This is a genomic window from Paraburkholderia sp. SSBN10T, from assembly GCF_056619545.1.
Genome location: NZ_JBWQQI010000002.1, coordinates 1 through 25289, shown reverse-complemented (window position 1 = coordinate 25289; position 25289 = coordinate 1). Strand labels below are relative to the sequence as shown.

At 64.6% G+C, this 25289-nt stretch carries 22 protein-coding genes; 8 read left to right on the top strand and 14 right to left on the bottom strand.

Annotation, left to right across the window (positions count from 1 at the left end):
* Positions 1-256 precede the first annotated feature (256 nt).
* Positions 257-2104 (bottom strand): EAL domain-containing protein, encoded by a 1848-nt coding sequence (locus AC1ECK_RS02710; RefSeq protein ID WP_480315622.1) that lies wholly within the window; start codon positions 2102-2104, stop codon positions 257-259.
* 295 nt (positions 2105-2399) lie between these two features.
* Positions 2400-3425 (bottom strand): bile acid:sodium symporter family protein, encoded by a 1026-nt coding sequence (locus AC1ECK_RS02705; RefSeq protein WP_480315620.1) that lies wholly within the window; start codon positions 3423-3425, stop codon positions 2400-2402.
* Positions 3426-4092: 667 nt separating this feature from the next.
* Between AC1ECK_RS02705 and AC1ECK_RS02700 the strand changes: the two genes are divergently transcribed.
* From AC1ECK_RS02700 to icmF, 4 genes are all read left to right on the top strand, one after another.
* Positions 4093-4581 (top strand): hypothetical protein, encoded by a 489-nt coding sequence (locus tag AC1ECK_RS02700; protein WP_480315618.1) that lies wholly within the window; start codon positions 4093-4095, stop codon positions 4579-4581.
* Positions 4582-5131: 550 nt separating this feature from the next.
* Positions 5132-6223 (top strand): porin, encoded by a 1092-nt coding sequence (locus tag AC1ECK_RS02695; RefSeq protein WP_480315616.1) that lies wholly within the window; start codon positions 5132-5134, stop codon positions 6221-6223.
* 281 nt (positions 6224-6504) lie between these two features.
* Positions 6505-7443, top strand: coding sequence for a LysR family transcriptional regulator (locus tag AC1ECK_RS02690; protein WP_480315614.1), 939 nt, complete (start codon positions 6505-6507; stop codon positions 7441-7443).
* 162 nt (positions 7444-7605) lie between these two features.
* Positions 7606-10998, top strand: a complete 3393-nt coding sequence (gene icmF / locus AC1ECK_RS02685) for a fused isobutyryl-CoA mutase/GTPase IcmF (protein ID WP_480315612.1) — start codon at positions 7606-7608, stop codon at positions 10996-10998.
* Positions 10999-11036: 38 nt separating this feature from the next.
* On the opposite strand, the gene AC1ECK_RS02680 is transcribed toward icmF, so the two are convergent.
* On the bottom strand, positions 11037-11996 hold the full coding sequence (locus tag AC1ECK_RS02680) for an NAD(P)H-dependent flavin oxidoreductase (RefSeq protein WP_480315610.1): 960 nt from the start codon (positions 11994-11996) through the stop codon (positions 11037-11039).
* A gap of 318 nt (positions 11997-12314) precedes the next feature.
* Here AC1ECK_RS02680 and AC1ECK_RS02675 point away from each other — a divergent pair, with 318 nt between their 5' ends.
* A complete protein-coding gene (locus tag AC1ECK_RS02675) occupies positions 12315-13205 on the top strand; it encodes an alpha/beta fold hydrolase (RefSeq protein ID WP_480315608.1) in 891 nt (296 codons plus the stop codon).
* A 27-nt stretch (positions 13206-13232) separates the two neighbouring features.
* On the opposite strand, the gene AC1ECK_RS02670 is transcribed toward AC1ECK_RS02675, so the two are convergent.
* Entirely contained in the window at positions 13233-13706 is a 474-nt protein-coding gene (locus tag AC1ECK_RS02670; protein ID WP_480315606.1) for an Lrp/AsnC family transcriptional regulator, read from the bottom strand.
* Positions 13707-13819: 113 nt separating this feature from the next.
* Between AC1ECK_RS02670 and AC1ECK_RS02665 the strand changes: the two genes are divergently transcribed.
* Positions 13820-14734: a DMT family transporter gene (locus AC1ECK_RS02665; RefSeq protein WP_480315604.1), complete on the top strand. Its 915-nt coding sequence runs from the start codon at positions 13820-13822 to the stop codon at positions 14732-14734.
* 207 nt (positions 14735-14941) lie between these two features.
* Here the strand turns inward: AC1ECK_RS02665 and AC1ECK_RS02660 are convergent, their stop codons facing one another.
* From AC1ECK_RS02660 to AC1ECK_RS02635, 6 genes are read right to left on the bottom strand one after another with little or no spacing between them, the layout of a single operon-like run.
* Positions 14942-15862, bottom strand: coding sequence for an MBL fold metallo-hydrolase (locus AC1ECK_RS02660; protein WP_480316443.1), 921 nt, complete (start codon positions 15860-15862; stop codon positions 14942-14944).
* Complete coding sequence (locus AC1ECK_RS02655; RefSeq protein ID WP_480315602.1) at positions 15856-16404, bottom strand: MaoC family dehydratase; 549 nt, start codon at positions 16402-16404, stop codon at positions 15856-15858. Before AC1ECK_RS02655 ends, AC1ECK_RS02660 begins: the two co-directional genes overlap by 7 nt.
* Positions 16401-16631: a DUF1289 domain-containing protein gene (locus AC1ECK_RS02650; RefSeq protein ID WP_480315600.1), complete on the bottom strand. Its 231-nt coding sequence runs from the start codon at positions 16629-16631 to the stop codon at positions 16401-16403. The genes AC1ECK_RS02655 and AC1ECK_RS02650 overlap by 4 nt, the downstream gene beginning before the upstream one ends.
* The gene (locus AC1ECK_RS02645) at positions 16628-17149 is read right to left on the bottom strand and encodes a YbaK/EbsC family protein (RefSeq protein ID WP_480315598.1); all 522 of its coding nucleotides are present in this window, start codon (positions 17147-17149) and stop codon (positions 16628-16630) included. Before AC1ECK_RS02645 ends, AC1ECK_RS02650 begins: the two co-directional genes overlap by 4 nt.
* A 25-nt stretch (positions 17150-17174) precedes the next feature.
* Positions 17175-18101: a hydroxymethylglutaryl-CoA lyase gene (locus tag AC1ECK_RS02640; protein WP_480315596.1), complete on the bottom strand. Its 927-nt coding sequence runs from the start codon at positions 18099-18101 to the stop codon at positions 17175-17177.
* A 45-nt stretch (positions 18102-18146) separates the two neighbouring features.
* Positions 18147-19088, bottom strand: coding sequence for a 2-hydroxyacid dehydrogenase (locus AC1ECK_RS02635; RefSeq protein ID WP_480315594.1), 942 nt, complete (start codon positions 19086-19088; stop codon positions 18147-18149).
* A gap of 235 nt (positions 19089-19323) precedes the next feature.
* On the opposite strand from AC1ECK_RS02635, the gene AC1ECK_RS02630 reads away from it, so the two are divergent.
* Positions 19324-19929 (top strand): RBBP9/YdeN family alpha/beta hydrolase, encoded by a 606-nt coding sequence (locus AC1ECK_RS02630; protein ID WP_480315592.1) that lies wholly within the window; start codon positions 19324-19326, stop codon positions 19927-19929.
* Positions 19930-20100: 171 nt separating this feature from the next.
* On the opposite strand, the gene bioB is transcribed toward AC1ECK_RS02630, so the two are convergent.
* From bioB to bioA, 4 genes are read right to left on the bottom strand one after another with little or no spacing between them, the layout of a single operon-like run.
* A complete protein-coding gene (gene bioB / locus AC1ECK_RS02625) occupies positions 20101-21180 on the bottom strand; it encodes a biotin synthase BioB (protein WP_480315590.1) in 1080 nt (359 codons plus the stop codon).
* A gap of 34 nt (positions 21181-21214) precedes the next feature.
* A complete protein-coding gene (gene bioD, locus AC1ECK_RS02620; protein WP_480315588.1) occupies positions 21215-21934 on the bottom strand; it encodes a dethiobiotin synthase in 720 nt (239 codons plus the stop codon).
* On the bottom strand, positions 21931-23115 hold the full coding sequence (bioF, locus tag AC1ECK_RS02615; protein ID WP_480316441.1) for an 8-amino-7-oxononanoate synthase: 1185 nt from the start codon (positions 23113-23115) through the stop codon (positions 21931-21933). Before bioF ends, bioD begins: the two co-directional genes overlap by 4 nt.
* Entirely contained in the window at positions 23115-24461 is a 1347-nt protein-coding gene (bioA, locus tag AC1ECK_RS02610; protein ID WP_480315586.1) for an adenosylmethionine--8-amino-7-oxononanoate transaminase, read from the bottom strand. The genes bioF and bioA overlap by 1 nt, the downstream gene beginning before the upstream one ends.
* 565 nt (positions 24462-25026) lie before the next feature.
* On the opposite strand from bioA, the gene AC1ECK_RS02605 reads away from it, so the two are divergent.
* Positions 25027-25289, top strand: a 263-nt coding sequence (locus tag AC1ECK_RS02605; RefSeq protein WP_480315584.1) for a helix-turn-helix domain-containing protein, incomplete at its 3' end; no start/stop codon positions are given.

The following is a 25289-nucleotide window of genomic DNA, read 5'->3' as shown; positions in this document are numbered from 1 at the left end:
ATACGCGTAAATACCCGTATATACGGGGGAAAGGTAGTTTTATTGTGTTTAGTAAAAACGACTAAACAAGGTGGCTGGATTGGCCGGAAAGGTGATTTTTCAGGGGTGAATAGTAGGAATGCGAAGCATTGCTCGGGGTGCCGAAGCAACGAACCGGCAGGGGATTGGGTAGCTGCGCGATGCAAGCCGTGCGCGCTTGCGAGCGGCGGTTTGGCGGTTCTGCGATCCGCCGGAGTGGCCCGCCAAGGGGATTGCGTCAGTCGAGCGGACCGTGCTGCGCTTCGACGTGTCCGCGCAACAGCGTGGCGCTTTCGTCCGCCTCGATCAGCACGAAGCCACTGGCCTCCTGCTTCGCGCGCCGTTTCGCAATCGCCGCCACCGAGGCAATTTCCTCGCTGCTATAGAGCGTCGGGCCGCCGTCGGATTCGACGTGCACGCAGCCGATCGCCATCGTCACGAAGCCGAAGAAGGTCGGATTGCCGCGCCTGTCCTCACCGTGGATGCCGCCGGCGAGGCGGTCGGCGGGCGCATAAAAGCGTTGCGCCCCTTCGTTGAACAACTGGATCGCGCGCATCACCCGTTCGCGCCAGTCGTCGCTCTGGAACAGGATCATGAAGTCGTCGCCGCCCACGTGGCCGAGGAAGTCGCGGGTCGGATCGCACACGTCGGCCAGCACGGCCGCCGCGAACTTGAGCACTTCGTCGCCTTGCCAGTAGCCATACTGGTCGTTGAAGGGCTTGAAGTGGTTCAGGTCGACGTAGCAGGCGTAAAACGCCGCGTCGTTGCCGAGCAGCCGGGCGATATGCGAGCTGATCGGGATGTTGCCGGGCAGGAAGGTCAGCGGGTTCGCGTAGCGCGCCGCTTCGATGCGCACTTCGGTGACCGCGCGCACGAGGTTCTCACCGGTGCCGAGGCCCACGTATTTGCCGTTGTCGGTAATCACGAAGCCGTCCGCCAGATAGCGCTGGTCGTCGCTCGCGAGCAGCTTGGCCATCTGTTCGACCGTCATCGATTTTTCGATGATGACGGGCGAGGCGTTCGCAAACAGCAGGCAAGGCCGCTTGCCGAACAGTTCGCGGTGATACGGCAAGGCGTAGCGTTCCATGAAGGCGCGCCGGTTGATCAGTGCCACCGGCTCGTCGTTTTCGACCACCGCCACCGCATGCAGATCGGGCAAGCGGTTGAACAGTTCGAGCACGTCGTTGTTGGTGGCGAGACGCTCGAGAGCCGGCGCGCGCACCATCATCTTCGCCGACGCCATGCCGCCCGAGGGCGATGCGCTCATCGAGCGGGTCGTCTCCGGAAACACGGCGATGTGGCCCGCGCGGATCGCCTGGCGGGCGTCGTCCGTCACCATGCGGGCCGGCTTCGCGTTCGGACGGCCAAAGAAATAGCCTTGCCCGCAGCCGATGCCCATGTCGCGCACCACGATCAGGTCCGCTTCGTTCTCGATGCCCTCCGCCACCAGCCTCGCGCCGCTCGCGTTGGCGAAATGCTGCATCGCGCGCACGGCTTCGAACTTGAGCGGATCGCTGGCAATGTCGTGAATGAAGAAGCGGTCGATCTTCACCACGTCCGGTTGCAGGCGCACCCACAGGTTCATGCTGGCGTTGGCGGTGCCGTAGTCGTCGAGCGCGAATTGCGCGCCGGCGGTGCGCAAGGTCGTGAGCGCGGGCAGGAAGCTGCCGAGATCGGGAATGGCGCTTTGCTCCGTCAGCTCGATGACGATGCGCTCCGGGTCGACGCCGGCCTGGCGCAGCAGCGCGAGCGTGTCGTCGCGGGCTTCGGCGAGCTGGCGCAGCGCGCCCGCGCTGAAATTCAGGAACAGCTTGCCCTCGCATGCCAGCCGCGCGAACGCTTCGATACAGGTGAGCGCGGCAGCCCGCTCCAGCTCGAGCACGCGGCCCTCGGCGCTGGCCTGCGCGAACAGGGCGAACGGGCTTTCGAGCGCCGAGCCGGCCGGTCCGCGAATCAGCCCCTCGTAGCCAAGAATCGCGCCGTCGTCGAATTCCACGATGGGCTGGAATACAGCGGACAGATCACGCCGGGCGATCAGATCCTCGATGCTGGATGCAGCGGATCGAGGGCGCGAGAGGAATGGCATGGCAGTAGGCCAAAGCGGTGGACCGCATGCTTATCGGCGGCGTGGCCGATAAATTAAGTGAATCTTTAGTGACGTAATGCACCTGGATGGTGCGTCTGCGAGGTGCCGTGAGATGCGCCGGAATAGCGCTGCAGTGGTGAGCCGACGCACGTGTAATTTGGCCTATGCCATCAGGACAGGGCGACGGCACGCGCGTTTCGGCGTGAAATAACGAAAAAGCCGCGCGAGGGCGGCTTTGTTCAGACAGGCTCAGGGAGGGCGCTTTATGAATCTCTTGTTCGACTCGCACCGCGCTTTAGCGGCGCGCCACCGCAGCGGCCGTGCTGTCAGTGGTGGCTGCATGGCTTTCACCACTGGTATCGCGCGCGCCCCAGCGCTGCGCAAGCGCGGCGCACACCATCAACTGGATCTGGTGGAACAGCATCAGCGGCAGCACCACGGCGCCCACCGCGTGGGACGCAAAGATGACCTTCGCCATCGGCACGCCGGCGGCGAGACTCTTCTTCGAACCGCAGAAGATGATGGTGATCTGGTCCGCACGATTAAAGCCGAGACGCTTGCTCGCGAACATCGTGACGCTCAGCGCGAGCGCGAGCAACACGACGTTGATGAGCACCAGGCCGCCCAGGGCACCCAGCGAGGTGTGGCGCCAAAGGCCTTCGTTGACGGCTTCGCTGAAGGCGCCGTACACCACCAGCAGGATCGAGCCCTGATCGACGAACTTCAGCACGCCGCGGTTGCGCTCGAGCCATCTGCCGATCAGCGGCCGCAGCAACTGTCCGGCCACGAACGGCACCAGCAGTTGCAGCACGATATTCCACACCGTATGCCAGGCGGAGCCGCTGCCGGCCGTCTGGTTGGTGACCACGAGGCTGACGAGGGCCGGCGTGATGAAGATGCCGAGCAGGCTCGAAGCCGATGCGCTGCACACCGCAGCAGGCACATTGCCTTTGGCAATCGAAGTGAACGCGATGGACGACTGGACCGTCGATGGCAGCGTACAGAGGAAGAGGATGCCGGCATAGAGCGCAGGCGTAACAAGGGGCGAAAGCAGCGGTTTGAGCGCGAGCCCGAGCAGTGGAAACAGCGCAAACGTACTCAGCAGGACGAGCGCATGCAAACGCCAGTGCGTCGCGCCCGCCACGATCGCTTCGCGGGATAGTTTGGCGCCGTGCAGGAAAAACAGCAGGCCCACCGCGAAGTTGGTCAGCCAGTTGAAGCCGACCGCGGCCTGCCCGTGCACGGGCAGCAGGCTGGCAAGAACCACCGTGCTGACGAGGCACAACGTGAAGTTATCGGGAAGCAGTTTCGGGCGAGCCATTTCGGAAATCTCAATACGGGTGATGCGGAAATACAGAGACGCGTGCGCGCCGGCACGGGGCGTTTGCTGTAGGGGAAGGATCCATTAGTAAAGGAAAGCGATTGAAAAATCAAATTCATTTGCCAAATTGATTGATGAATTCCGCGCATTTCTAGTTCTGCGAGTGCCCTGAGTGAACCGTGGCGCCCCCTTGATGAACCATTCGGCATAGACACCAGTATTGTCGAGCGAAGTCCACGGTTCGATCTTTGTTCGCTCGCTTCGAGAAGCTTTTCTCGCGGCGAAGGCGCACTTCCTTTGGGCCGTTTTCGCATCCTGAAAACGATTCGGTGGAATAGGCTTCCGACGGGCCTCTGCACGCCTTCAACGCATCGATCAACAAGCCCTAACGGCGCCCGCGCGCAAGCCGTTTGTCGCGAAAAAACGTCGCAGTAACATGGTGTTACATCGCAGTGCGGGGCCTAACACTTTTTGCCTCGACACCCCTCGGAGTGCCCCATAAATTACGTCTCAAAGGCCAATGGGATACGCCCGTTGCGGATCGACCGCGGCGGCAGAGCGAATCCCGGAACAAGCTTCGCCGCAGCTCGAACGGCGGGCTTCAGGCGGGTCTTCGGGCAGGTGAGTCATGGTGGACGCAGGGTGGGTGAAAACGAGGCGGTGGGTCATGGGCGCAGCTTTCGCTGCGCTCTGCTCGCTCGTCTATGCGAAGGCGGCGGAGGCCCCGCATGGCGGCGGCTCCGGCGGCGGCTTCGCACACTCCGGCTTCCAGCACGAGGGGCGCAATGCGCATGCCTACGGTGCGCGCGCTGAACGAGGGGCACCTGCACAACGCAATCTGCGTATGGCGAACGGCACGGGAGGCCCGCGCGGCGGTTTTAACGCGCAGCAGCGGATAGCCGGCGCCGGAGGTTACCGGGCGGAGAACCGGGGCGACACGCGCGGCGGCTTCCAGTACGCCGGGGCGATCACGCCCGTCAGCGCCGAGACGCACTCGGTGCCGCGTCCTCCGGAGGATGAGACGGTGGTCCGCGCCGGCTCGATCCGTGCGGACGTCGCCCGCTACAACGAGGAGCGGGCCGCCCCCTCTCGGCAAGTGCCGCGCCCGCCCGAGTACATGGGCCGGCCGCAGGGCCCTTCGCCTTACCGCAACTAACTGCGAACTGCGGCTGTTGCAACGGCAGGCTCTCCGTCCCCCGAGCCGATCCCTTCAGTCTTCCCCTGCCTTCCACACGCTTTCCCAGCTTCGACGGGTTTGAACCGGTCAGCCGACGCTCGCCTGGCACGGCATCGTCGTGCCTCGCCTCAATAAGTGACGTATGCACGCCACACTTTTGTCACAACACGACGCCTGGTCCGGCTCCGCTCCGTCCAATGGCTCGATTCCCGACCCCGCGCGTCATCCGCGCCGCGCCTGAACCGTTATCCGTCTTTGCGCTGTAATCCTGGCGGGCCTTCCGGGGCGTTGCCCCGGTTGCCGCGCGGCGGCGACCGTTAGCGTCCAGTGGGCATTATCAGTCCGATAACCGGCAAAACTAATCAGACAGCTATACCGGCAATAACAACCCATATTTTTGTCCATAAAAATGGTCCGCAAAGATGGTCCCGCCCAGATTAGCTCGGTGATCTAACGGACGAACAAGAAACCGTTGGCGCCGGCCCCCGCCACACAGCCATACCCCTTTTTGACAAAGACAGGAGAACCCATGAATTCAAACTTCCGCCGTGCACTTGGCACGACTCTCAAGGCCAGCGTGGTCGCCGGTCTGCTGGCTGGCGCATCTTCGGCCTTCGCACAATCGAGCGTGCAGCTCTATGGCCAGGTCGACGAATGGGTCGGCGCGCAGAAATTCCCGGACGGCAAGAGCGCAGCGGAAGTGTCGGGCGGCGGTATGTCCACCTCCTACTGGGGTTTGAAGGGGGCGGAGGATCTGGGCGGCGGCTACAAGGCGATCTTCGCGCTCGAAGGCTTCTTCCTGGCGCAGAACGGCCAGTACGGCCGTTTCACCGGCGACACGATGTTCTCGCGTAACGCTTATGTCGGTATCGAATCGCCGTACGGCACGGTCACGGCCGGACGCCTGACGACGCCGCTATTCGTGTCGACGATTCTGTTCAACCCGTTTATCGACTCGTACCAGTTCTCGCCGATGGTCTGGCATACGTACCTCGGCCTCGGCACGTTCCCGACCTACAACACCGATCAGGGCGTGGCCGGCGATTCGGGCTGGAACAACGCGGTGCAGTATTCGACGCCGAGCTTCAACGGCCTGAGCGGCAACGTGATGTACGCCCTCGGCAACACGGCGGGTCAGAACGGCGCGAAGAAGTGGAGCGCCCAGTTCCTGTACTTCCACGGCGCGTTCGCGGCAACCGGCGTCTATCAGTATGTCAACTTCAACGACACCCCGGGCGACCTGACGAGCCTCGCGCAGAGCGTCGGGCTGACGAACATGAAGAGCCAGAGCGTCGCGCAACTGGGCGTGTCCTACGACCTGAAATACGTCAAGTTCTTCGGCCAGTACATGTACACGTACAACGCGCAGGACACCGGCAGTTGGCATGTGAACACCGCACAGGGTGGCGTCACGGTTCCGGCCGGCCCGGGCTCGATCATGGCCTCGTTTGCTTACTCGCGCGACGGCAGCGGTCTGGACCAGACGCGCCAGACGGCGGCGATCGGCTACGACTATCCGCTGTCCAAGCGCACCGATGTCTACGCGGCCTATATGTACGACCACTTCACCAGCCAGACCTCGGGCGACACCTACGGCGTGGGTATCCGCACGAAGTTCTGAGCGCCCCCAGACCTGCCGCTTGCGCGTCAGGCCCCCCGAGGGGCAATCCCCCAATCCCCCAAGGGGACTCCCTTCGGGGCGGGAAACTTGGGGCGGCCCGGTGTTTCCTTGAGAGCGGCTCCGGCAACCAAGCGTGGCGCTGTGCAAACCCCGCCTTCGAAAGAAGGCGGGGTTTGTCGCTTTTGGAGGCTTCGGCCCGCCTCATCGCGGCTACTTTGCTGACGCTGCTTTGATAAAGACGGCAAAATGACGCCGATTGATTCCTCCCGCGAGCGATTGCCATGGATACCCTCGTCAGCATGAAAGTGTTTCGTCACGTCGTCGAAGTGGGGAGCTTCGTCGGCGCGGCCGAGCGCATGGAGATGTCCGCGGCGATGGCCAGCAAGCACGTGATGCATCTGGAGCAGCAACTCGGTGCGCGTCTGCTGAACCGGACTACGCGGCGCGTCGCGCCCACCGAAGCCGGACGCGAGTATTACGAGCGGCTGAGCCAGGTGCTGGCCGAGCTCGACGAGGCTGAACAGGCGGTGGGCGCGGCCAGCGTCGTGCCGCAGGGGCGGCTGCGGGTCTCGTCGCTCTCGGCATTCGGCCTCAGTCATGTCATGAGCGCGGTGGCCGACTATGCCGCGCAGTATCCGCAGGTCACGGTGGACATGACCTTGTCGGACCGTGTTGTCGAACTGATCGACGAGGGTTTCGACGTCGCAATCCGCGCCTCGCCGCACGGCTTGCGGTCGTCCTCGCTGATCGCGCGCCAGATCGCCACCGCGCACCTCGTGCTGTGCGCCTCACCCGACTATTTGCGCCGGCATGGCGCGCCGAAGCGGCTCGCCGACCTGGCGCGCCACAACTATCTGCAGTACGCGGGCGTATCGACGCCGGAGTTTGCTTCCGCGGGCGGCGACGGTGGGGCGCGCGTGCGGCTCTCCGGCAATCTGATCGTCAATCAGCTTGAAGCGCAGCGGGTTCTCGTGCTGCAAGGCGCCGGGATCGCCATGCTCGGCACCGAAGTGATCGGCGACGACCTTGCCACCGGCCGTTTGCTGCCGCTGCTGGTCACGCAGTCGCCGCCGCGCGAGTTGCCGATTCACCTCGTGTACGCAAGCCGGCGCCATCTATCGGCGAAGGTGCGCTCGTTCGTCGATTTTCTTGCGGCCCGTTTTGCCGACGAGACGCTGTGGCCGTCGCTGGAGCAGATCAAGGCGTTGGCCGTGAACTGACGCGCCCGCGTTTGCCGCTGTCGACGCGTGAGCGCCCGCCCGGGCGCGTGAGCTGCGACCGGGTGCGGGCCCGGTTGTCCAATCTTCGTCCCGCAGGCCCTTCCCATCATTTCGTTATATTCTGGAGAGAACACCCGATACGAGTCACGATCTGGGGGAGACATGACGGATCTTTCCGCGCCGCAACGCGTTGCCGGGCATCATTCTCGGCACGAGCCGCAGCCATTGCGGCGTCTGCGCTTCGTGACGGCCGCCGCGCTGTTCGACGGCCACGACGCCTCGATCAACATCATGCGCCGCATCCTGCAGGCCAGCGGCGTAGAGGTAATCCACCTCGGCCACAACCGCTCCGTCGAAGAGGTCGCCACGGCTGCCTTGCAGGAAGATGCGGACGGCGTCGCTGTGTCGAGTTACCAGGGCGGCCATGTCGAGTACTTCCGCTATCTGATCGATCTGCTGCGCAAGCGCGGCGGCGAGCGCATCAAGGTGTTCGGCGGCGGGGGCGGCGTGATTGTGCCGGCGGAAATCGCCGAACTCGAACAATACGGCGTGACCCGCATCTATTCGCCGCAGGACGGCCAGCGGCTCGGCTTGCAAGGCATGATCGACGACATGATGGCGCGCTGTGCCGAAGCGGCGCGAGCGGAGGCGCACACGGAGTTCGAGCCGGCGCGCCTCGACGCTCTGCTGGACGCGCTTCAAGCCTCCGGCGCCGAGGCTCCGGGCGCGCGGCGCCGCGCGCGCAACGCCGAACTCACCAGCCAGACGTTCCGCCAACTCGCGCAACTGATCACCGCACTTGAGACGGGACGCGCGGATCCGATCGTGCAGGACAGACTCACCGAGCGGGCGCAGACCGCGCAGGTTCCCGTGCTCGGCGTCACCGGAACGGGCGGCGCCGGCAAGTCGTCGCTGACCGACGAACTGATCCGCCGCGTGCGGCTCGACTACGGCGATGCATTGACCATCGCCGTGCTCGCCATCGATCCGTCGCGCCGTAAATCGGGCGGCGCCTTGCTGGGCGACCGGATCCGCATGAATGCGATCGGCGACTGGGGCAATGGACCGCGCGTGTTCATGCGTTCGATGGCCACGCGCAGCGCTGGGCACGAGATTTCCGACGCGCTGCCCGCCGCCCTCGCCGCCTGCAAGGCGGCGGGCTTCGATCTGATCGTGGTCGAGACTTCGGGCATCGGCCAGGGCGATGCGGCGATCGTGCCGTACGCCGACGCCTCGCTCTACGTGATGACGCCCGAGTTCGGCGCGGCGAGCCAACTCGAAAAGATCGACATGCTCGACTTTGCCGATTTCGTCGCCATCAACCAGTTCGACCGCAAAGGCGCCGCCGATGCCTTGCGCGATGTCGCGAAGCAGGTGCAGCGCAATCGCGCTAGCTTCAATGCCGCACCCGAGGCGATGCCGGTGTTCGGCACGATCGCTTCGCGCTTTAACGACGACGGCGTCACGGCGCTGTATCAACGGCTCGCCGAGGCGCTGCGCGAGCATGGCTTGCCCGACGCCGACGGCGGCGGGGCTTTGCCGCGGCTCGACGGCATCCGTCATTCGACGGGCCGCAATGCGATCGTGCCACCGGCGCGCGTGCGCTATCTGGCGGACGTCGCGCAAACCGTCCTCGCGTACCGCAAGCGTGCCGCAGAGCAGGCACGCGTGGCGCGCGAGCGCTGGCAATTGAGCGAAGCGCGCCGCATGCTGAGCGAAGCGGCAGTGCCGCACGCAGCCGAACTCGATCCCTTGATCGCCGCGCGCACCGCGCAACTCGGCGAGCGCGAGCAAGCCCTGCTCGAACAATGGCCGCAGACCGTCGCGGCGTACTCCGGCGACGAGCACGTCGTACGGATCCGCGAGCGTGAACTGCGCACCTCGCTCACGGTCACGACCCTGTCCGGCTCGGCGGTTCGCAAGGTCGCTTTGCCGAAGTTCGTCGACCACGGCGAAATTCTTCGCTGGCTGATGCTCGAGAACCTGCCTGGCTATTTTCCGTTTACCGCGGGCGTGTTTCCATTCCGCCGCGAGAACGAAGACCCGACGCGGATGTTTGCCGGCGAAGGCGACCCGTTTCGCACCAACCGGCGCTTCAAGCTGCTCTCCGAAGGCATGCCCGCCAAGCGCCTGTCCACTGCCTTCGACTCGGTCACGCTATACGGCGAAGAGCCGCACGAGCGCCCGGATATCTACGGCAAGGTCGGCAATTCCGGCGTCTCCGTGGCGACGCTCGACGACATGAAAGCGCTTTATGACGGCTTCGATCTGTGCGCGCCGCAAACCTCGGTCTCGATGACGATCAACGGTCCGGCGCCGACCATCCTCGCGATGTTTTTCAACGTCGCGATCGATCAGCAGATCGCGCAGCTCACCGAACGCCTGAGCCAGGAGAGCCGCATACCGAGCGAAGCCGATCTCGACGAAGCCCGCCGTTACGCGCTGGAAAACGTGCGCGGCACGGTCCAGGCGGACATTCTCAAGGAGGACCAGGGGCAGAACACCTGCATCTTCTCGACCGAATTCAGCCTCAAGGTGATGGGCGACATTCAGGCGTACTTCGTCGAACACGACGTGCGCAATTTCTATTCGGTGTCGATCTCCGGCTATCACATTGCCGAAGCGGGCGCGAATCCGATTTCCCAGCTCGCCTACACGCTCGCGAACGGCTTCACCTATGTCGAAGCGTATCTGGCGCGCGGCATGTCGATTGACGATTTTGCGCCGAACCTGTCGTTCTTCTTTTCGAACGGGATGGACCCCGAGTACACGGTGCTCGGCCGGGTCGCGCGGCGCATCTGGGCCGTCGCCATGCGCGAGCGTTATGGCGCCAACGGGCGCAGCCAGAAGCTCAAGTATCACGTGCAGACGTCGGGGCGCAGCCTGCACGCGCAGGAAATCGACTTCAACGATATCCGCACGACGCTGCAGGCGCTGATTGCGATCTACGACAACTGCAACTCGCTGCATACCAACGCGTTCGACGAAGCGATTACCACGCCCACCGAAGACTCGGTGCGCCGCGCGGTGGCGATTCAGCTCATCATCAATCGCGAGTGGGGCCTCGCGAAAAATCAGAATCCGAATCAGGGCAGTTTTATCGTCGAGGAGCTGACGGACCTCGTGGAGGCCGCTGTGCTGGCGGAGTTCGAACGGCTCACCGAGCGCGGCGGCGTGCTCGGGGCGATGGAAACGGGTTATCAGCGCGGGCGGATTCAGGACGAGTCGATGCTCTATGAGCATCGCAAGCACGACGGCTCGTATCCGATTGTCGGCGTGAATACGTTTCTGAGCCCGCATCCGCATGAGGCGCCGCAACCGCTCGTGCTTGCCCGTTCGACCGAGGACGAAAAGCAGAGCCAGCTCAAACGACTGCGCGATTTCCAGGCGCGCCATCGCGAGGCCGCGCCGGCCGCGCTCGCGCGGCTGCAGCACGCCGTGATCGACGACGAGAACGTGTTCGCGGTGTTGATGGACGCGGTGCGGGTCTGCTCGCTCGGGCAGATCACGCACGCGCTATTCGAGGTGGGCGGGCAGTACCGGCGCAACATGTGAGCGCCGGAGAACAGCGATAAACCGCGACAAGCAGCGAATCAGCGGGCGATCGCGAGCCGCGCCTTGGCGTCGTTGTATTCCTGCTTCAGGCGCTCGACCAGCTCGGCGACGCTCGGCACGTCGTCCATCAAGCCCACGCCCTGGCCCGCGCCCCAGATGTCTTTCCACGCCTTCGCCTTGTCGCTGGCGAAATTCATCGCGGTCTTGTCCGATTCCGGCAGCGCGTCCGGATCGAGTCCGGCGTTGACGATGCTCTCGCGAATGTAGTTGCCGTGCACGCCGGTGAACAGGTTCGTGTAGATGATGTCCGACGCGCTCGAGTTGATGATCGCGTGCTTGTAGCTTTCCACCGCATGCGCTTCCTGGGTCGCGATAAAACGCGTGCCCATGTAGGCGAGGTCCGCGCCCATCGCTTGCGCAGCGAGAATCGAGCCGCCGTTGGCGATGGCGCCGGAGAGGATGATCGGGCCGTCGAAAATCCGCCGCACTTCGCCGACCAGCGCGAACGGCGAGGTCGTGCCGGCATGGCCGCCGGCGCCCGCGGCCACCAGGATCAGGCCGTCGACGCCCGCTTCCAGGGCCTTTTGCGCATGACGGATGTTGATCACGTCGTGCAGCACGATGCCGCCGTAACTATGCACCGCGTCGACGATCTCCTTGGCCGGCGCGCGCAGGCTGGTGATGAAAATCGGCACCTTGTGTTCGACGCAGACCCGCACGTCGTGTTCGAGCCGCGCATTCGACTGGTGAACGATCTGGTTGACGGCGATGGGACCGATCACCGCGTCAGGATGGGCGGCCTTGTGCTCGGCGAGCGACGCCTGGATCTGCGTGAGCCATTCGTCGAGCAGCTCGGCCGGCCGTGCATTGAGCGCGGGGAACGAGCCGACGATACCGGCCTTGCATTGGGCCAGCACCAGCTCGGGGTAGCTGACGATGAACATCGGCGAGGCGACAACGGGCAGCGCAAGGTGCTGCAGGACGGCGGGCAATGCCATGGTGCAAGTCTCCTGTAAAGCGGACCGGTGCGCGTGGCACGCCCGGCGTATGTGAAGTGTAGCGGGACAAGCCGCAGCGTGATGCCCCCGGTAGCCAGCCGTCACCGGGGCCTCCGCTGCGCCTGCTTTGTCCGCCAGTGCGGTCAAATTTAAGAACGGTCGTTCGATTATAGGCGAACGACCGTTCGCGTGCAGCGCGTGTGGGACAGGCACGGTTGGAAGGAGTGTTCAGCTTCTACGCTTACGTGGCCTATCCCACTCCGTGTGGACACACAGCGCTCCTACAATGCGTTGACGAACAACGACAAGAGACGCGCCATGTCCTTCGAGGATTTCACGCCGTTCAGGATCGCCGCGGGCGAGGTCGACATATACGGGGTCAAGGGCGGGGCAGGGCCGCCCCTGTTGCTGCTGCACGGCCATCCGCAGACGCATCTGATCTGGCTTCGATGCGCGGCGCAGCTTGCCGAGCATTTCACCGTCATCGCTACCGATCTGCGCGGCTACGGCGCTTCCGCCAAACCGGCGAGCGACGCCACTCACGCGGCCTATTCGAAACGCGCGATGGCGGCCGATCAGGTGGCGCTGATGCGTCACTTCGGCTACGAACGTTTTCTGGTCTGCGCTCACGACCGCGGCGCGCGGGTGGCGCACCGCATGGCGCTCGATCATCCGGATGCCGTCGAGCGTCTGATGCTGCTCGACATTGCGCCGACGCTTGCGATGTACGAAGCCACCGACCGCACCTTCGCCACGCTGTATTTCCACTGGTTCTTCCTGATCCAGCCGGAGCCGTTGCCGGAGACGCTGATCGGCGCGAACCCGGACGTCTATGTCGAGCGCGTGATGGGCAGCCGTCACGCCGGGCTGGCGCCGTTCGCACCGGAGGCGCTCGACGCTTATCGCAGCGCGTTGCGGCAACCGGGCGCCGTGCACGCGATGTGCGAGGACTATCGCGCATCGGCGACGATCGATCTGGAACACGATCGCGCCGATATCGAGCGCGGCCACAAGATCGGCTGTCCGCTGCGTGTGCTGTGGGGCGAGGAGGGCGTGATCGGGAAGTGCTTCGAACCGCTCGCCGAATGGCGCCGCGTGGCGCGCGATGTCAGCGGACGGGCATTGCCGTGCGGACACTACATACCGGAAGAATTGCCCGCGGAACTGGTTGCGGAGATGCTGTCCTTCTTCGAAGCCGTGGAGCAGTAGATGCAGCCGGCCGGACCCGGGACGCGCTCAGCCTAGCGGCGGCAGCCTGCGCGCAACCGGCGTCGACTTGACGATGGCGGTGCTGGTTTCCGCGCGCTCCGTCACCTTCGACAGGATTTCGTCGAGCTGCTCGATCGAATGCAGGTATAGACGACAGATAAAGCAATCGTCGCCCGTCACCTTGTCGCATTCGACGAACTCCGGGATGCGTCTGATCACCTCTTCCACGAGGTGCAACTGTCCGGGCAGCGGTTTCACGCGCACGATCGCCTGCAGCGTGTAGCCGAGTGCGCGCTGATCGATCTGCACCGTAAAGCGCTCGATCACGCCTTGTGTCTCGAGCCGGCGCAGACGCTCGGCGGTGCTGGGCGCGGACAAACCCACCAGACGCGCCAGTTCGCTGACCGGCTGGCGTGCATCGTCGGCAAGCGCTGCCAGCAGGGCACGGTCCGTGTTGTCGAGCGCCGCAGGAGGGCTAGCCGGTGTAAGGCGCTTTGCCATACCCACCTTCGATTATTAGGTTGCGAAATTGGATTGCCTAATTTTAGCCATATATTCGGTCATCCGGATTGAATAGACTGCCTCCATACAGTGATCGATCCGGGAGACTGAAGATGGGAACCCATGCAATGCGCGAGGACGCTACCGGCCGCGGCGCCGCCGAGATGACCGTCGCAATGCTGATGTCGGGGACAATCGGCTGGCTGGTCGTATCGTCGCAGCAGAGCGCGTTCAATGTGGTGTTTTTCCGCTGTGTGTTCGGCGGCGCGACCTTGACGCTGGTCTGCGCCGCATTGGGGCTGTTGCGCCGCAATCTGTTCTCCTGGCGCATGCTGGGACTCGCGGCGTTCGGCGGCGTGGCGATCGTCGTCAACTGGGTGCTGCTGTTTGCAGCGTATTCGCGTGCGTCGATTTCGATGGCCACCGCCGTCTACAACACGCAGCCGTTCATGCTGGTCGCGCTCGGTGCACTGGTGTTCCGCGAACGCGTCACCGCTTCGACGGTAGTGTGGTTGCTGGTGGCGTTCGTGGGCCTCGTGTTTGTCGTGCGGGTCGAGCCTGCCGTGCTTGCGGTGCCGGGGCAATACCTCGAAGGGATTGCCTATGCGGTTGGTGCTGCCGCCATGTATGCCGTGTCGTCAATTATCACCAAGCATCTGAAAGGCACGCCGCCGCATCTGATCGCGTTGATTCAGGTTGGTCTCGGCGTGCTGATGCTCGCGCCGTTCGTGCGCTTCGATGCGTTGCCCACCACCGGCGCACATTGGCTGGAACTCGTGACGCTCGGCGTCGTGAACACCGGCATCATGTATGTGCTGCTGTACGGCGCGATCCAGAAACTGCCGACGGCGATGACCGGCGCGTTGTCGTTCATCTATCCGGTTGTCGCGATCGTGGTCGACCGTGTCGCGTTCGGCCAGAAGCTGGCCTGGGTGCAGATATTCGGCGCCGTGCTGATTCTGCTGGCTGCCGCGGGCGCCAATCTCGGCTGGCGCCTCGTGCCGCAACGCCGTTATTCGTCGACCTGAGCGTCGATCTGAGTCGCTGCGCTGACATCAATGTGTCAAGCTTTTGTAGGGAAATCACCGATGCGGTCAGAAATCCTGCACGGGTATGATTTCAACAGACGATGATCACGTCGACCGAATTCCGCCGCTCGCCATTCATGGCGAGCGGCTTTCTTTTTTGCGCGGCTGCTTTCGGCGGATGTGCTGACGTCTTTGAAGCCTCGGCGCTCACGCACCGCGCGCCACGATCCGCGTGCCTTCCACCGTCAACGGGCCGCCGTTCGCCGCCAGCTCTTCGATCAATCCTTGCAAGAGCGCCGGCCATGCGTCGCGCGGCTTGAGCATCGCGGCCGCCGCGTGCATCGCCGTTGCGCTATCGAGCATCTGCACCAGCGCGTCAAAGGTCATGGCCCGCACGTCCAGCAGCTTGAACACGATCAGCACTTTCAGCGCATTCTTCGCGTTGCGCGCCGGATCGGCACGCAACCACGCGACACGTGAAAACGCCCGCTCCAGGGCCTGCGCAACGTTCGTAAACGGCGCGCCGTGACCGGGGATCACCATGCGCACGTCGAGCTTCGCGATCGCTTCCAGCACCGCCTGTTCTTCAGCGAAACCGCTTTCGCCTTCCAGTTCCGGAAAGATCACGCCGAAGCCGTTTTCCCACAGCGCATCCGCACTGATCAGCACGCGCTCTTGCGCGCAATAGAGCATCAGTGAATGTGGGTCGTGACCCGGTGCGCCGAGCACCTCCCAGTCCAGTGCGCCGAGCGTGAGGTGCGCACCCGGTGCGATCGTTTCGGTGAAGGTGAACCGTTCGCAGGTCTGCCCGGTGGCGCGAAAGGTCAGGCGCGCTTCGTCCCAGCGACGCACGGCTTCGGCTTCCGAGGCGGGAATGGCGGTGCGGCACGGCCAGGCCGTCTGCAGCAGCGCGTTGCCGCCGCAGTGGTCGGAGTGCAGGTGGGTGTTGACGATCAGATCGAGCGGCCGTTCGCCGAGTGCCGCCTGCAACAGCGCCAGGGTTTGCGGCGCGTGGGTCGCGTAGCCGGTATCGACAAGCGCGGCGCAGGCGTCGTCGACCAGCAGCACGTTGTTGGATGACAGCCAGCCGCGCTCAAACACCTGGATCGACTCGGGCAGGCTCATGATTCGCCGGACTCCTGAGCGGATCGGTCGGACATAGGCGCGGAGACAGGCGCGGATTCTTGAGGTGACCGATGAGCCGGTTCATGAGCCAACTGATGGACCGACTCACGAGCCGGCTTCGCCATCACAAGGATCGTCGCGGCGCCCAGCAGCACCGTCTCGCCATGCTGGTTCAGCACGGCGCCGTCGAGTTGCGTGAGATCGCCATCCAGGCTCGGCTTCCACCACGCATCGCTCACGCGCCAGCGCATCGTCAGCGTATCCCGCGCGCGAACCGCCTTCTTCAGCTTGATATCGAACTCGAGGCCGAGCGGCTGTGCGTACTGCGAAAAGTGCGTCGCCAGCAGCGCCATGAAATGCGCAGTCGGCTGCGTGCCGGAAGCGATCAGGCCGCCGAAGCGGCTTTGCCCGGCATAAGCGTCGTCGTGATGCAGCGGGTTCAGATCGTTGACGAGCGTCGCGAACGATTTGACCGCTTCCGGGGACAGCGTGAGCGTACTGCTGAAGCTCTCCCCGATCGTCACGACGCGCGGCGCCGTCTTCATTGCGGTGCCTGGCGGTTTTGCGCCAGCCACTGCGCGTGGCGAGCATCGAGCGTGTCCCAGACCGCGCGTTTGGTCGCGTCGTCGTAAGACGACCAGCCGCGAATCTCGTCGATCGTACGCAAACACCCTTCGCACCAGCCGCTCGCCTTGTCCATCCGGCACACGTTGATGCACGGCGACGGCACCGGCGCGACGACCTCGTTCTGTTCCACGGTCTCGGCCGTCATGCGGTTTCTCGCAGCGCGACGTCGGCCACCGGCGCACCGGTCAGCGCGACCAGCTCCTGCGGCGACAGATTGAAGACCGCATGCGGATGACCGGCGGCGGCCCACAGGCTGTCGAGCGCGAGCAGATCCGCATCGATCAGCGTGACGGGCGGCGCGGCGTGACCGATCGGGCAGACGCCGCCGATCGCATAGCCGGTCTTCTCGCGCACGAATTTGGCGTCGGCGCGGGCAATCTCCCCGACCTGGGCGGCGACCTTCTGTTCATCGACGCGGTTCGCGCCGCTTGCCACCACCAGCACCGGCGCGTCGTCTTCGCGGCGGCGAAACAGGATCGATTTGGCAATCTGCGCGACTTCGCAGCCGAGGCCGGCGGCGGCTTCGGCCGAGGTCTTGCCGGTTTCCGGCAGCATCACGATCTGCCCGGCGTGGCCACGCTCGCGCAGCAGCAAGGCGACGCGCCGTGCCGAATCCGGCAGCGCGCTGAGATCGTCGGCGTGGGGAGGAGCGTTGTCCGTCATAAAGCGCTTTCCATTGAATGAGAGGTTAGACGCACGAGCCTTGTTCGCTGCGTGCTTTCGCGAGCAAGGCCTTGCCTGCGCGCGAGGCGTTCGGCTTGCCGATCGAGCTCGAGATGAAATCGCCGATCGCCACGACCTGGGCGAGATCGACGCCGGTCTCGATACCGAGGCCGTTCATCAGGTACAACACGTCTTCGGTGGCGACATTGCCGGTGGCGCCCTTCGCATACGGGCAGCCGCCGAGGCCCGCCACCGATGCGTGAAAAATCTCGATGCCTTCGAGCAGCGCGGCATAGATGTTGGCGAGCGCCTGGCCGTAGGTGTCGTGGAAGTGCCCCGACAGTTGCTCGCGCGGGTACACCTGAGTGACGGCAGCGAACACTTCACGCGTGCGTTTGGGCGTACCGACGCCGATGGTGTCGGCGATATCGATCTCGTCGCAGCCGAGCGCGGCGAAGCGCTCGACCACATCCACCACCGACGCTACCGGCACCTCGCCTTGATATGGACAGCCAAGCGCGCACGAGACGCTGCCGCGAATCCGCACGCCATGTTCCTTGGCAGCCTGCGCCACGGGTTCGAAGCGCGCAATGCTCTCCGCGATGCTGCAGTTGATGTTGCGCTGCGAAAACGCTTCGCTGGCCGCGCCGAAGATCACGATTTCGTCGGCGTGCGCCGCGAGCGCGCCTTCGAAGCCGCGCAGATTCGGCGTCAGCACGGAATAGATCGTTCCGGCGCGGCGTTCGATGCCGGCCATGACTTCGGCGCCGTCGGCCATCTGCGGCACCCACTTCGGCGAGACGAACGAGGCGGATTCGACGTTGCGAAATCCCGCTGCCGACAGGCGGTTGATCAGTTCGATCTTGACGGCGGTCGGGACGAAGTCTTTTTCGTTCTGCAGTCCGTCGCGTGGACCGACTTCGACGATCTTGACGGCTTGGGGCAAGGCCATGATGTGTCTCCTAGTTGCGCTCGCACCAGGCGGCGCTGTATCAATTCAATATCCACGTTCGAGATCGACCACGCCGCTCACCGGCTCGCCGCGCATCAGCGCCATGATCTTGCGCGCGACCTGCGGCACGCTCTCCTCGCGTAAGGTCTGAGCCGAACTGTGCGGGGTGATCGTGATGCGAGGCTCCTGCCAGAACGGATGATCGGCCGGCAGCGGTTCCTTGTGGAACACATCGAGCGTCGCGGCGGCGATCTGACCTTGCGCGAGCGCGTCCAGCAGATCCTGCTCCACCAGATGGGCGCCGCGCGCGACGTTGATCAGATACGCACCCTGCGCGAGCTTCGAGAAGGTCCGCCGGTTCAGTACGTCGTGCGTGTCCGGCGTGTGCGGCAGCAGGTTCACCAGTACCTTCACGCCGCTGAGAAATGCCTCGAAGTGCGCCTCGCCCGCATAGGTGGTCACGCCTTCGATTTGCCGCGGGCTGCGGCTATAGCCGCGCACCGGCAGGCCGAACCCGGCCAGCGTGCGCGCGACGTGCGTGCCGAGCACACCGAGTCCCAGCACGCCGACCGTGAACGTACTGTGCGGATGCGGCTCGAGTACCTGCCAGCGCCGCTGCGCCTGCAAGGTTTCGTATTCGTCGAAGCGGCGCAGATAGCGCAGCACCGCGTGCGTCACATATTCGGCCATCTGCCGCGCCATACCGGTGTCTTCGAGCCGGATGAGCTGGGCTTCGCGCGGCAGCGTGCCGGGATGGGCGCGCTCGAGCGCAAGAATCGCATCGACGCCGGCGCCGAGATTGAAGATCGCGCGCAAACCCCTGCGGCCGGCCAGCATCTCGCGCGGCGGCCGCCAGACGATGGCGAAGTCGGCGGGGGCGGTATCGTCCGGTTGCCATGCGCGCAGCTCGGCCTCGGGCAACGCGCGGGAGAAATCGTCCAGCCAGGCGGCGGCCTCGTTCTGCGGCGTGTAGAGAATGACTTTCATGCGCGCGGTACCGGCCTCGCTTCGCAGGATGCGCGGGTTGCGCGAGCCGTGGCAGACGACACTTGCGACATGAGAGCCTCTTCCGTTTTATGGACAGGATTCATTCTACTTTTTCGACGGCCATCGCGCCCGATCCCGTACGCAGGCCTCCAATAAGCAAATCACTAAAAGTTGGTTCGCCGCGGCGGGCGGGCGCTCCACAATAGGCTCTCGGATTCCGGCAGCGAGGAGAATCATGCTTTCATGCAGCAAATCGACATGGCCGCCGCGGCTCGTGACGGTACCGGGCCTGCACGGCAGCGAAGGGGCGCATTGGCAGACTTGGCTCGAACGGCAGTTCGCCCGCTCGTTGCGCGTCGAACAGGCTGACTGGGATGCACCGGACGTGGCGGGCTGGGCGCGCAAGGTGCGTGAGTTGCTTGCGCGCGAGCGCGGTCCGTTCGTGCTGGCGGCGCACAGCTTCGGCTGTCTGGCGACGGCCTATGCGCTGCAGCAGGCCTCGTATGTCGGCGACGTGGTGGGCGTGCTGTTCGTGGCGCCGGCCAGTCCCGCGAAATTCGCCTTCGCCGGCCCCTTCGAGGCGCGCCGTCTTGGCGTGCCATCCATCCTGATCGGCAGTGAGACCGACCCGTGGATGCCGCTCGCCGGGGCGCGCGAGCTGGCGCAGCGCTTCGGCAGCGCGTTCGTGAATCTCGGCGACGCAGGGCATATCAACACGGCGGCAGGGTTCGGGCCGTGGCCGCGCGCGAAGTACTTCGTCGATACGCTGGTGCATTGCGCGGCGCCGCTGCGCTTTCGTGAGGAAGAGGTGGTGGAGGAGATCGGTCACGCCTGGGTGTGAGGCGTGGCATTCGATCGCTGTTCTCCTGGTGCGCGTTTTTAGTTTTTAGGTACACAGCATGCAAAAGGGCTGCCTCGATGAGGCAGCCCTTTTATGTTTTCAGCGCTTACGTGTGGTTATAAGCCGGAAGCTACACACACGTTGTGGACGACACTCGCGTATCACATCCGCTTAGTTCGCCGCGGCATGCCCATCGCAGCCATGCTCGCAACCGCTCTTGTCGAGCGGCATCTGTTGCGCCGCTTCCGCGCGGATGCCGAGCCGTTCGAGCAGCTTGCGGTCCGCTTCGGCCTGCGGGTTGCTGGTGGTCAGCAACTGGTCGCCGTAGAAGATCGAATTCGCGCCGGCGAGGAAGCACATCGCCTGCAGCGCTTCGTCCATCTGCTCGCGGCCGGCGGACAGCCGCACCATCGCACGCGGCATCGTGATACGGGCAATGGCGATCGTGCGCACGAATTCGAACGGATCGAGCGCTTCGGTGCCGGTGAGCGGCGTGCCTTCGACCTGCACCAGATTGTTGATCGGCACCGACTCCGGATACGGATCCATGTTGGCGAGCTGCGCGATCAGGCCGGCGCGTTCGCGGCGCGATTCGCCCAGACCGACAATGCCGCCGCAGCACACGTTGATGCCGGCGTCGCGCACGCGTTCGAGCGTGTCGAGGCGATCCTGGTAGGTGCGCGTCGAGATGATCTGGCCGTAGAACTCCGGCGAGGTATCGAGGTTGTGGTTGTAGTAGTCGAGGCCCGCCTCGCGCAGCCCTTGCGCCTGGTGCGTCTCCAGCATGCCGAGCGTCACGCAGGTTTCGAGGCCCATCGCCTTCACGCCGCGGATCATGTCCTTGATCGGTTCGAGATGGCGGTCCTTCGGATTGCGCCATGCCGCGCCCATGCAGAAGCGCGTCGCGCCGTTGTCCTTGGCCACGCGTGCGGCGGCGAGCACCTCGTCGACCGGCATCAGCTTGTCGGCCTGGAGGCCCGTATCGTGGTGCACCGACTGCGGACAGTACGCACAGTCTTCCTCGCAGCCGCCGGTCTTGATGGACAGCAGCGTCGACAGTTGCACGGTGTTCGCGTCGAAATGCTCGCGGTGCACTTGCTGCGCGCGGAACATCAGATCGTTGAACGGCAGTTCGTAGAGCGCAACGATGTCGGCGACGCGAAAGCGTGCGGTCGGAGCCGCTGCCGTGGCTGCGTTGGCGTTGGCAACGGTCGAATCGGTTTGCGGGCGGTCGAGGTTCAGTTGGGTCATATCGTCAATCCTCATGGATGGAGATGAAAAGGGTTCAGCGCCGCGCAGTACGCAGCGTCTGCAATAGCAATTGAGTGTCGAGATAGTCGGCCGCTGCGTCGGCGGAGAGCGGGTTCAGATGCGGAACGATACCGACGAGCGGTGCGTGATACTGGCGCTCGAGCCGCTCGCGGATCGCCGCGATGTTTTCGTCGGCGAAGCCCATGTCGGGATCGACACGGTTCGCGACCCAGCCCGCCAGATGCAGGCCGCGTGTCGCGATGGCTTCGGCGGTGAGCAACGCATGGCTGATGCAGCCGAGCCGCATGCCGACCACGAGCACGACCGGCAGGTTCAGCGCGACTGCAAGATCGGCGGTGTCCTGGGTAGCGGTGAGCGGCACGCGAAAGCCGCCTACGCCTTCGACGACCACCATGTCCGCAAGCTGCAGCGCCTGCGCGTGGCAATCGACGATGCGGGCGATATCGAGCACGACGTTCTCTTGTGCAGCGACGATATGCGGCGCGGCCGGTGCTTTCAGCAGATATGGCGTGCGCAGCGCAGGCGGCAGCAGCACGCTGGCTGCGGCATCCAGTTGGTCCGCGTCCTCGTTGTGCCACACGCCATCCACTTCGAAGGCGCCGGCGGCGATCGGCTTCATCGCACCGGCACGCAACCCTGCGCGCGTGAAGCCGCGCAGCAGCGCTGCCGAGACCAGCGTCTTGCCGATTTCCGTATCGGTGCCGGTGACGAAGAGGGAGAGCGGCGTACTCATGCGGCCGCTCCGCCGAGTTGCTGCAAGCCCGCTTCGAGGCGGTCGAGATCCGCGTGCGAATGCGCAGCCGAGAGCGAGATGCGCAGCCGCGACGTACCGACCGGCACGGTGGGCGGACGGATCGCAGGCACCCACAGGCCGGCGCGCTCGAGCGTGGCGGCGATCTCGAGCGTGGCGTCGTTTGCGCCGATGATGAGCGGCTGGACCGCGGTGTGCGAATCGACCGGCAGCCACGGCGTGGCCTTGAGCATGGCGCGGGTGCGTTCGATCAGTTCCCGCAGATGCGCGCGCCGCGCATTGCCTTCCTCGCCGCCGATGATGCGCAGGCTGGCCGAGACCGCATGCGCCGCCGCCGGCACCGAAGCCGTGGTGAAGATATACGGACGGGCGCGCTGCACGAGCCATTCGATCACGGTTTCATGGGCCACCACGAAAGCGCCCGATACACCGGCTGCCTTGCCGAGCGTGCCGATCGAAATCAGATGCGGCGAGCGCAGCGCCTCGTGGGCGATCGCGCCACGGCCTTGCGGGCCGAGCACGCCGAAGCCATGGGCGTCGTCGACCACCAGCCACGCGCCATGCCGCTCCGCCAGTTCGAGCAGACGCGGCAGCGGCGCGATGTCGCCGTCCATGCTGAACACGGTGTCGGTGACGATCAGCTTGACGGCGGAGTCCGACGCTTCGAGCATCGCGCTCAAGGCTTCGGCATCGGCGTGCGGATAAACCTTCACGTCGGCGCGCGAAAGCCGTGCGCCGTCGATCAACGAGGCGTGATTGAGCGCATCGGAAAAGAGCGTCGCGCCGCGACCGGCGAGTGCGGTGAGCGTCGCAAGGTTCGCCATGTAGCCGGTGCTGAAGTACAGCGCACGCGGTGCATCGACGAAGCCTCCGACGAATTCCGCCAGATCGTCTTCGAGCTGTGCATGGGCGCGCGAGTGACCGCCCAGCAGATGCGAGCCGCCGCTGCCTGCTCCATAACGCCTCGCTCCTTCGGCGATCGCCGCGACCAGCAGCGGGTGTGCGGCGAGGCCGAGATAGTCGTTGCTGGCGAAGCCGATCGTCTCGCGGCCGTCGACCGTCATGTGCGCGGCACACGGCGTATCCGCGATGCGCCGGCGCCGTCGCAGGCCGTGCGCGTCGAGCTCGGCGAGACCCTGTGCGAGCGTTTCGAGCAACGGCATCATGCGGCCTCCGCGAGTGTGGCTTCGAAGGTTTCATGGGTACGCGCGGCGAGCAGAGCGAGCTCGTCGTCATCGAGGATGTACGGCGGCATCAGATACACGGTAGTCGAAATCGGGCGCAGCAGCAGCTCGCGCTTCAAGGCGTTTTCGAAGAAGCGGCGCGAGAACGTTTTGGCTTGCTGAACATCGTCGAGCGCGGCATCGAACGCGAAGATCGTGCCGCACTGACGCAGATTGCGCACTCGCGGATGTTCGGCAAGCGGCGCGAGCGCCGCACGCAGCGTGGCGGATTTTTTCGCGTTGGTGGCGAGCACGTTGTCGCTGGCGAACAGATCGAGCGTGGCGAGCGCCGCCCGGCAGGCGAGCGGGTTGCCGGTGTACGAATGCGAATGCAGGAAGCCGCGGGCGGTGTCGTCGTCGTAGAACGCGGCGAAGATTTCATCGCGCGAGAGCACGATGGACAGCGGCAGATAGCCACCGCTGATGCCTTTCGACAGACAAATGAAGTCCGGCCAGATGCCGGCCTGTTCGCAGGCGAAAAAGGTGCCGGTGCGACCGCAGCCGACGGCGATTTCGTCGGCGATCAGATGCACGCCATATTGATCGCACAGTGCCCGCAGACCGGCGACGTACGACGGGTCGTGCATGGCCATGCCGGCGGCGCATTGCACGAGCGGCTCGACGATCAGCGCGGCGATCTTCGTGCTGCGCGCCTCGAAGAGCGCGCGCACGTCTTCGAGCGCGCGGCGCGCCACGTCGGCAGCGCTTTCGCCGGGTTGCGCGCCACGCGCATCGGGCGAAGCGACGACATGGGCGTGGCGGATCAGCGGATCGTAGGCGTCCTTGAACAGGGCGACGTCGGTGACGGCGAGGGCGCCGATGGTCTCGCCGTGATAACTGTTGGCAATGCAGACGAATTCCTGCTTGTCGACGAAACCGCGATTGCGCCAGCAGTGGAAGCTCATTTTCAGGGCGATTTCGACGGCGGATGCGCCATCGGAGGCGAAGAACGCGTGACCGAGAGTGTGCTGGGTGAGCGCGGCGAGACGTTCGGCGAGTTCGACGACGGGCTCGTGGGTGCAGCCGGCGAGCATGGCGTGCTCCAGCGTATCGAGCTGATCCTTGAGGGCGGCGTTGATGCGCGGATTGGCGTGCCCGAACAGGTTGACCCACCAGGAGCTGATGGCGTCGAGATAGCGATGCCCATCGCGATCATAGAGCCAGGGGCCGGCGCCGCGCGCGATGGGGATGAGCGGCAGGCGCTCGTGGTGTTTCATCTGGGTGCAGGGATGCCAGACGGCATTGAGGCTGCGGGTGACCCAGTCGTTGGTCGATCGTGTGTCCAAAACTACTCCGGCTTTCTGTTTCGCTACGCGGTGTGATGCTGGGCGCTGGGCCTTTTTTTTATGCTGCGCATGGCGTTTTTTTGCGCTGCGCGGGGCCTTGGGGGGTGGTTGCCTTGCGGCGGAGGGGTTGAGATTAGCGCTTTCTTTTCGTTGATGCACTACCCTCGTTTTGGGTGTTTTTTGTTGTTGCGTTTGTAGATCGGCGCTGTTCGGGGATGGTTTTGGCTGTTCTTCTCAGATCGGGGGAAATGGGCGGAGATGGCGGCGGCAAAGTCATGAGGGGTATAGGGAAGAAATCTGGGTCTTAGGGGTGGTTTTTTGCCTGCGGCGCTTGTTTTGGTGGTTTTTGGTTTGACTGCTTGGGGTTTTGCCTCCGGCGGCTTGCTGTTTGTTGGTTTGCTTATGGTGTTGGCCTTTCCTTGCTTTCTTAGTGGTCTATTAGTGTTGCCCCTGTGCGGGGCGGCACCTACTTTTCTTTGCGGCGGTGTATGGACCGGAGACATGGGTAACAGGTGTGCGGGGACATGGGTAACACTTCGGGCGAGTGAATCGCCTGGAGCCGGTTATGCCCTGGAACCCGAGAGACACCATGAGCCTTCGTCTGGAATTCGTTCACCTGGCCTCGCAGGAAGGCGCCAACCGTCGTGAACTGTGCCGGCGCTTCGGCATCAGCCCGAAGACCGGCTACAAGTGGCTCGCGCGCCACGCGCAGGGCGGAACGACGGCGCTGACGGATCACTCGCGTCGCCCCCGGCAGAGTCCGGCGCGCACGACACCGCCAGTCGAGCAGCAGGTCGTCGAACTGCGGCAGGCGCATCCAGCCTGGGA

Bases quoted from the DNA above. Each gene is read 5' to 3' on its own strand.
- icmF (WP_480315612.1), top strand. From the start codon at position 7,606: ATGACGGATCTTTCCGCGCCGCAACGCGTTGCCGGGCATCATTCTCGG.
- bioD (WP_480315588.1), bottom strand. From the start codon at position 21,934: ATGAGTACGCCGCTCTCCCTCTTCGTCACCGGCACCGATACGGAAATC.
- AC1ECK_RS02630 (WP_480315592.1), top strand. From the start codon at position 19,324: ATGCTTTCATGCAGCAAATCGACATGGCCGCCGCGGCTCGTGACGGTA.
- AC1ECK_RS02705 (WP_480315620.1), bottom strand. From the start codon at position 3,425: ATGGCTCGCCCGAAACTGCTTCCCGATAACTTCACGTTGTGCCTCGTC.
- AC1ECK_RS02665 (WP_480315604.1), top strand. From the start codon at position 13,820: ATGGGAACCCATGCAATGCGCGAGGACGCTACCGGCCGCGGCGCCGCC.
- AC1ECK_RS02700 (WP_480315618.1), top strand. From the start codon at position 4,093: ATGGGCGCAGCTTTCGCTGCGCTCTGCTCGCTCGTCTATGCGAAGGCG.
- AC1ECK_RS02710 (WP_480315622.1), bottom strand. From the start codon at position 2,104: ATGCCATTCCTCTCGCGCCCTCGATCCGCTGCATCCAGCATCGAGGAT.
- AC1ECK_RS02640 (WP_480315596.1), bottom strand. From the start codon at position 18,101: ATGGCCTTGCCCCAAGCCGTCAAGATCGTCGAAGTCGGTCCACGCGAC.
- AC1ECK_RS02690 (WP_480315614.1), top strand. From the start codon at position 6,505: ATGGATACCCTCGTCAGCATGAAAGTGTTTCGTCACGTCGTCGAAGTG.
- bioB (WP_480315590.1), bottom strand. From the start codon at position 21,180: ATGACCCAACTGAACCTCGACCGCCCGCAAACCGATTCGACCGTTGCC.
- AC1ECK_RS02680 (WP_480315610.1), bottom strand. From the start codon at position 11,996: ATGGCATTGCCCGCCGTCCTGCAGCACCTTGCGCTGCCCGTTGTCGCC.
- AC1ECK_RS02650 (WP_480315600.1), bottom strand. From the start codon at position 16,631: ATGACGGCCGAGACCGTGGAACAGAACGAGGTCGTCGCGCCGGTGCCG.
- AC1ECK_RS02670 (WP_480315606.1), bottom strand. From the start codon at position 13,706: ATGGCAAAGCGCCTTACACCGGCTAGCCCTCCTGCGGCGCTCGACAAC.
- AC1ECK_RS02695 (WP_480315616.1), top strand. From the start codon at position 5,132: ATGAATTCAAACTTCCGCCGTGCACTTGGCACGACTCTCAAGGCCAGC.
- bioF (WP_480316441.1), bottom strand. From the start codon at position 23,115: ATGCCGTTGCTCGAAACGCTCGCACAGGGTCTCGCCGAGCTCGACGCG.
- AC1ECK_RS02675 (WP_480315608.1), top strand. From the start codon at position 12,315: ATGTCCTTCGAGGATTTCACGCCGTTCAGGATCGCCGCGGGCGAGGTC.
- AC1ECK_RS02635 (WP_480315594.1), bottom strand. From the start codon at position 19,088: ATGAAAGTCATTCTCTACACGCCGCAGAACGAGGCCGCCGCCTGGCTG.
- AC1ECK_RS02645 (WP_480315598.1), bottom strand. From the start codon at position 17,149: ATGACGGACAACGCTCCTCCCCACGCCGACGATCTCAGCGCGCTGCCG.
- AC1ECK_RS02655 (WP_480315602.1), bottom strand. From the start codon at position 16,404: ATGAAGACGGCGCCGCGCGTCGTGACGATCGGGGAGAGCTTCAGCAGT.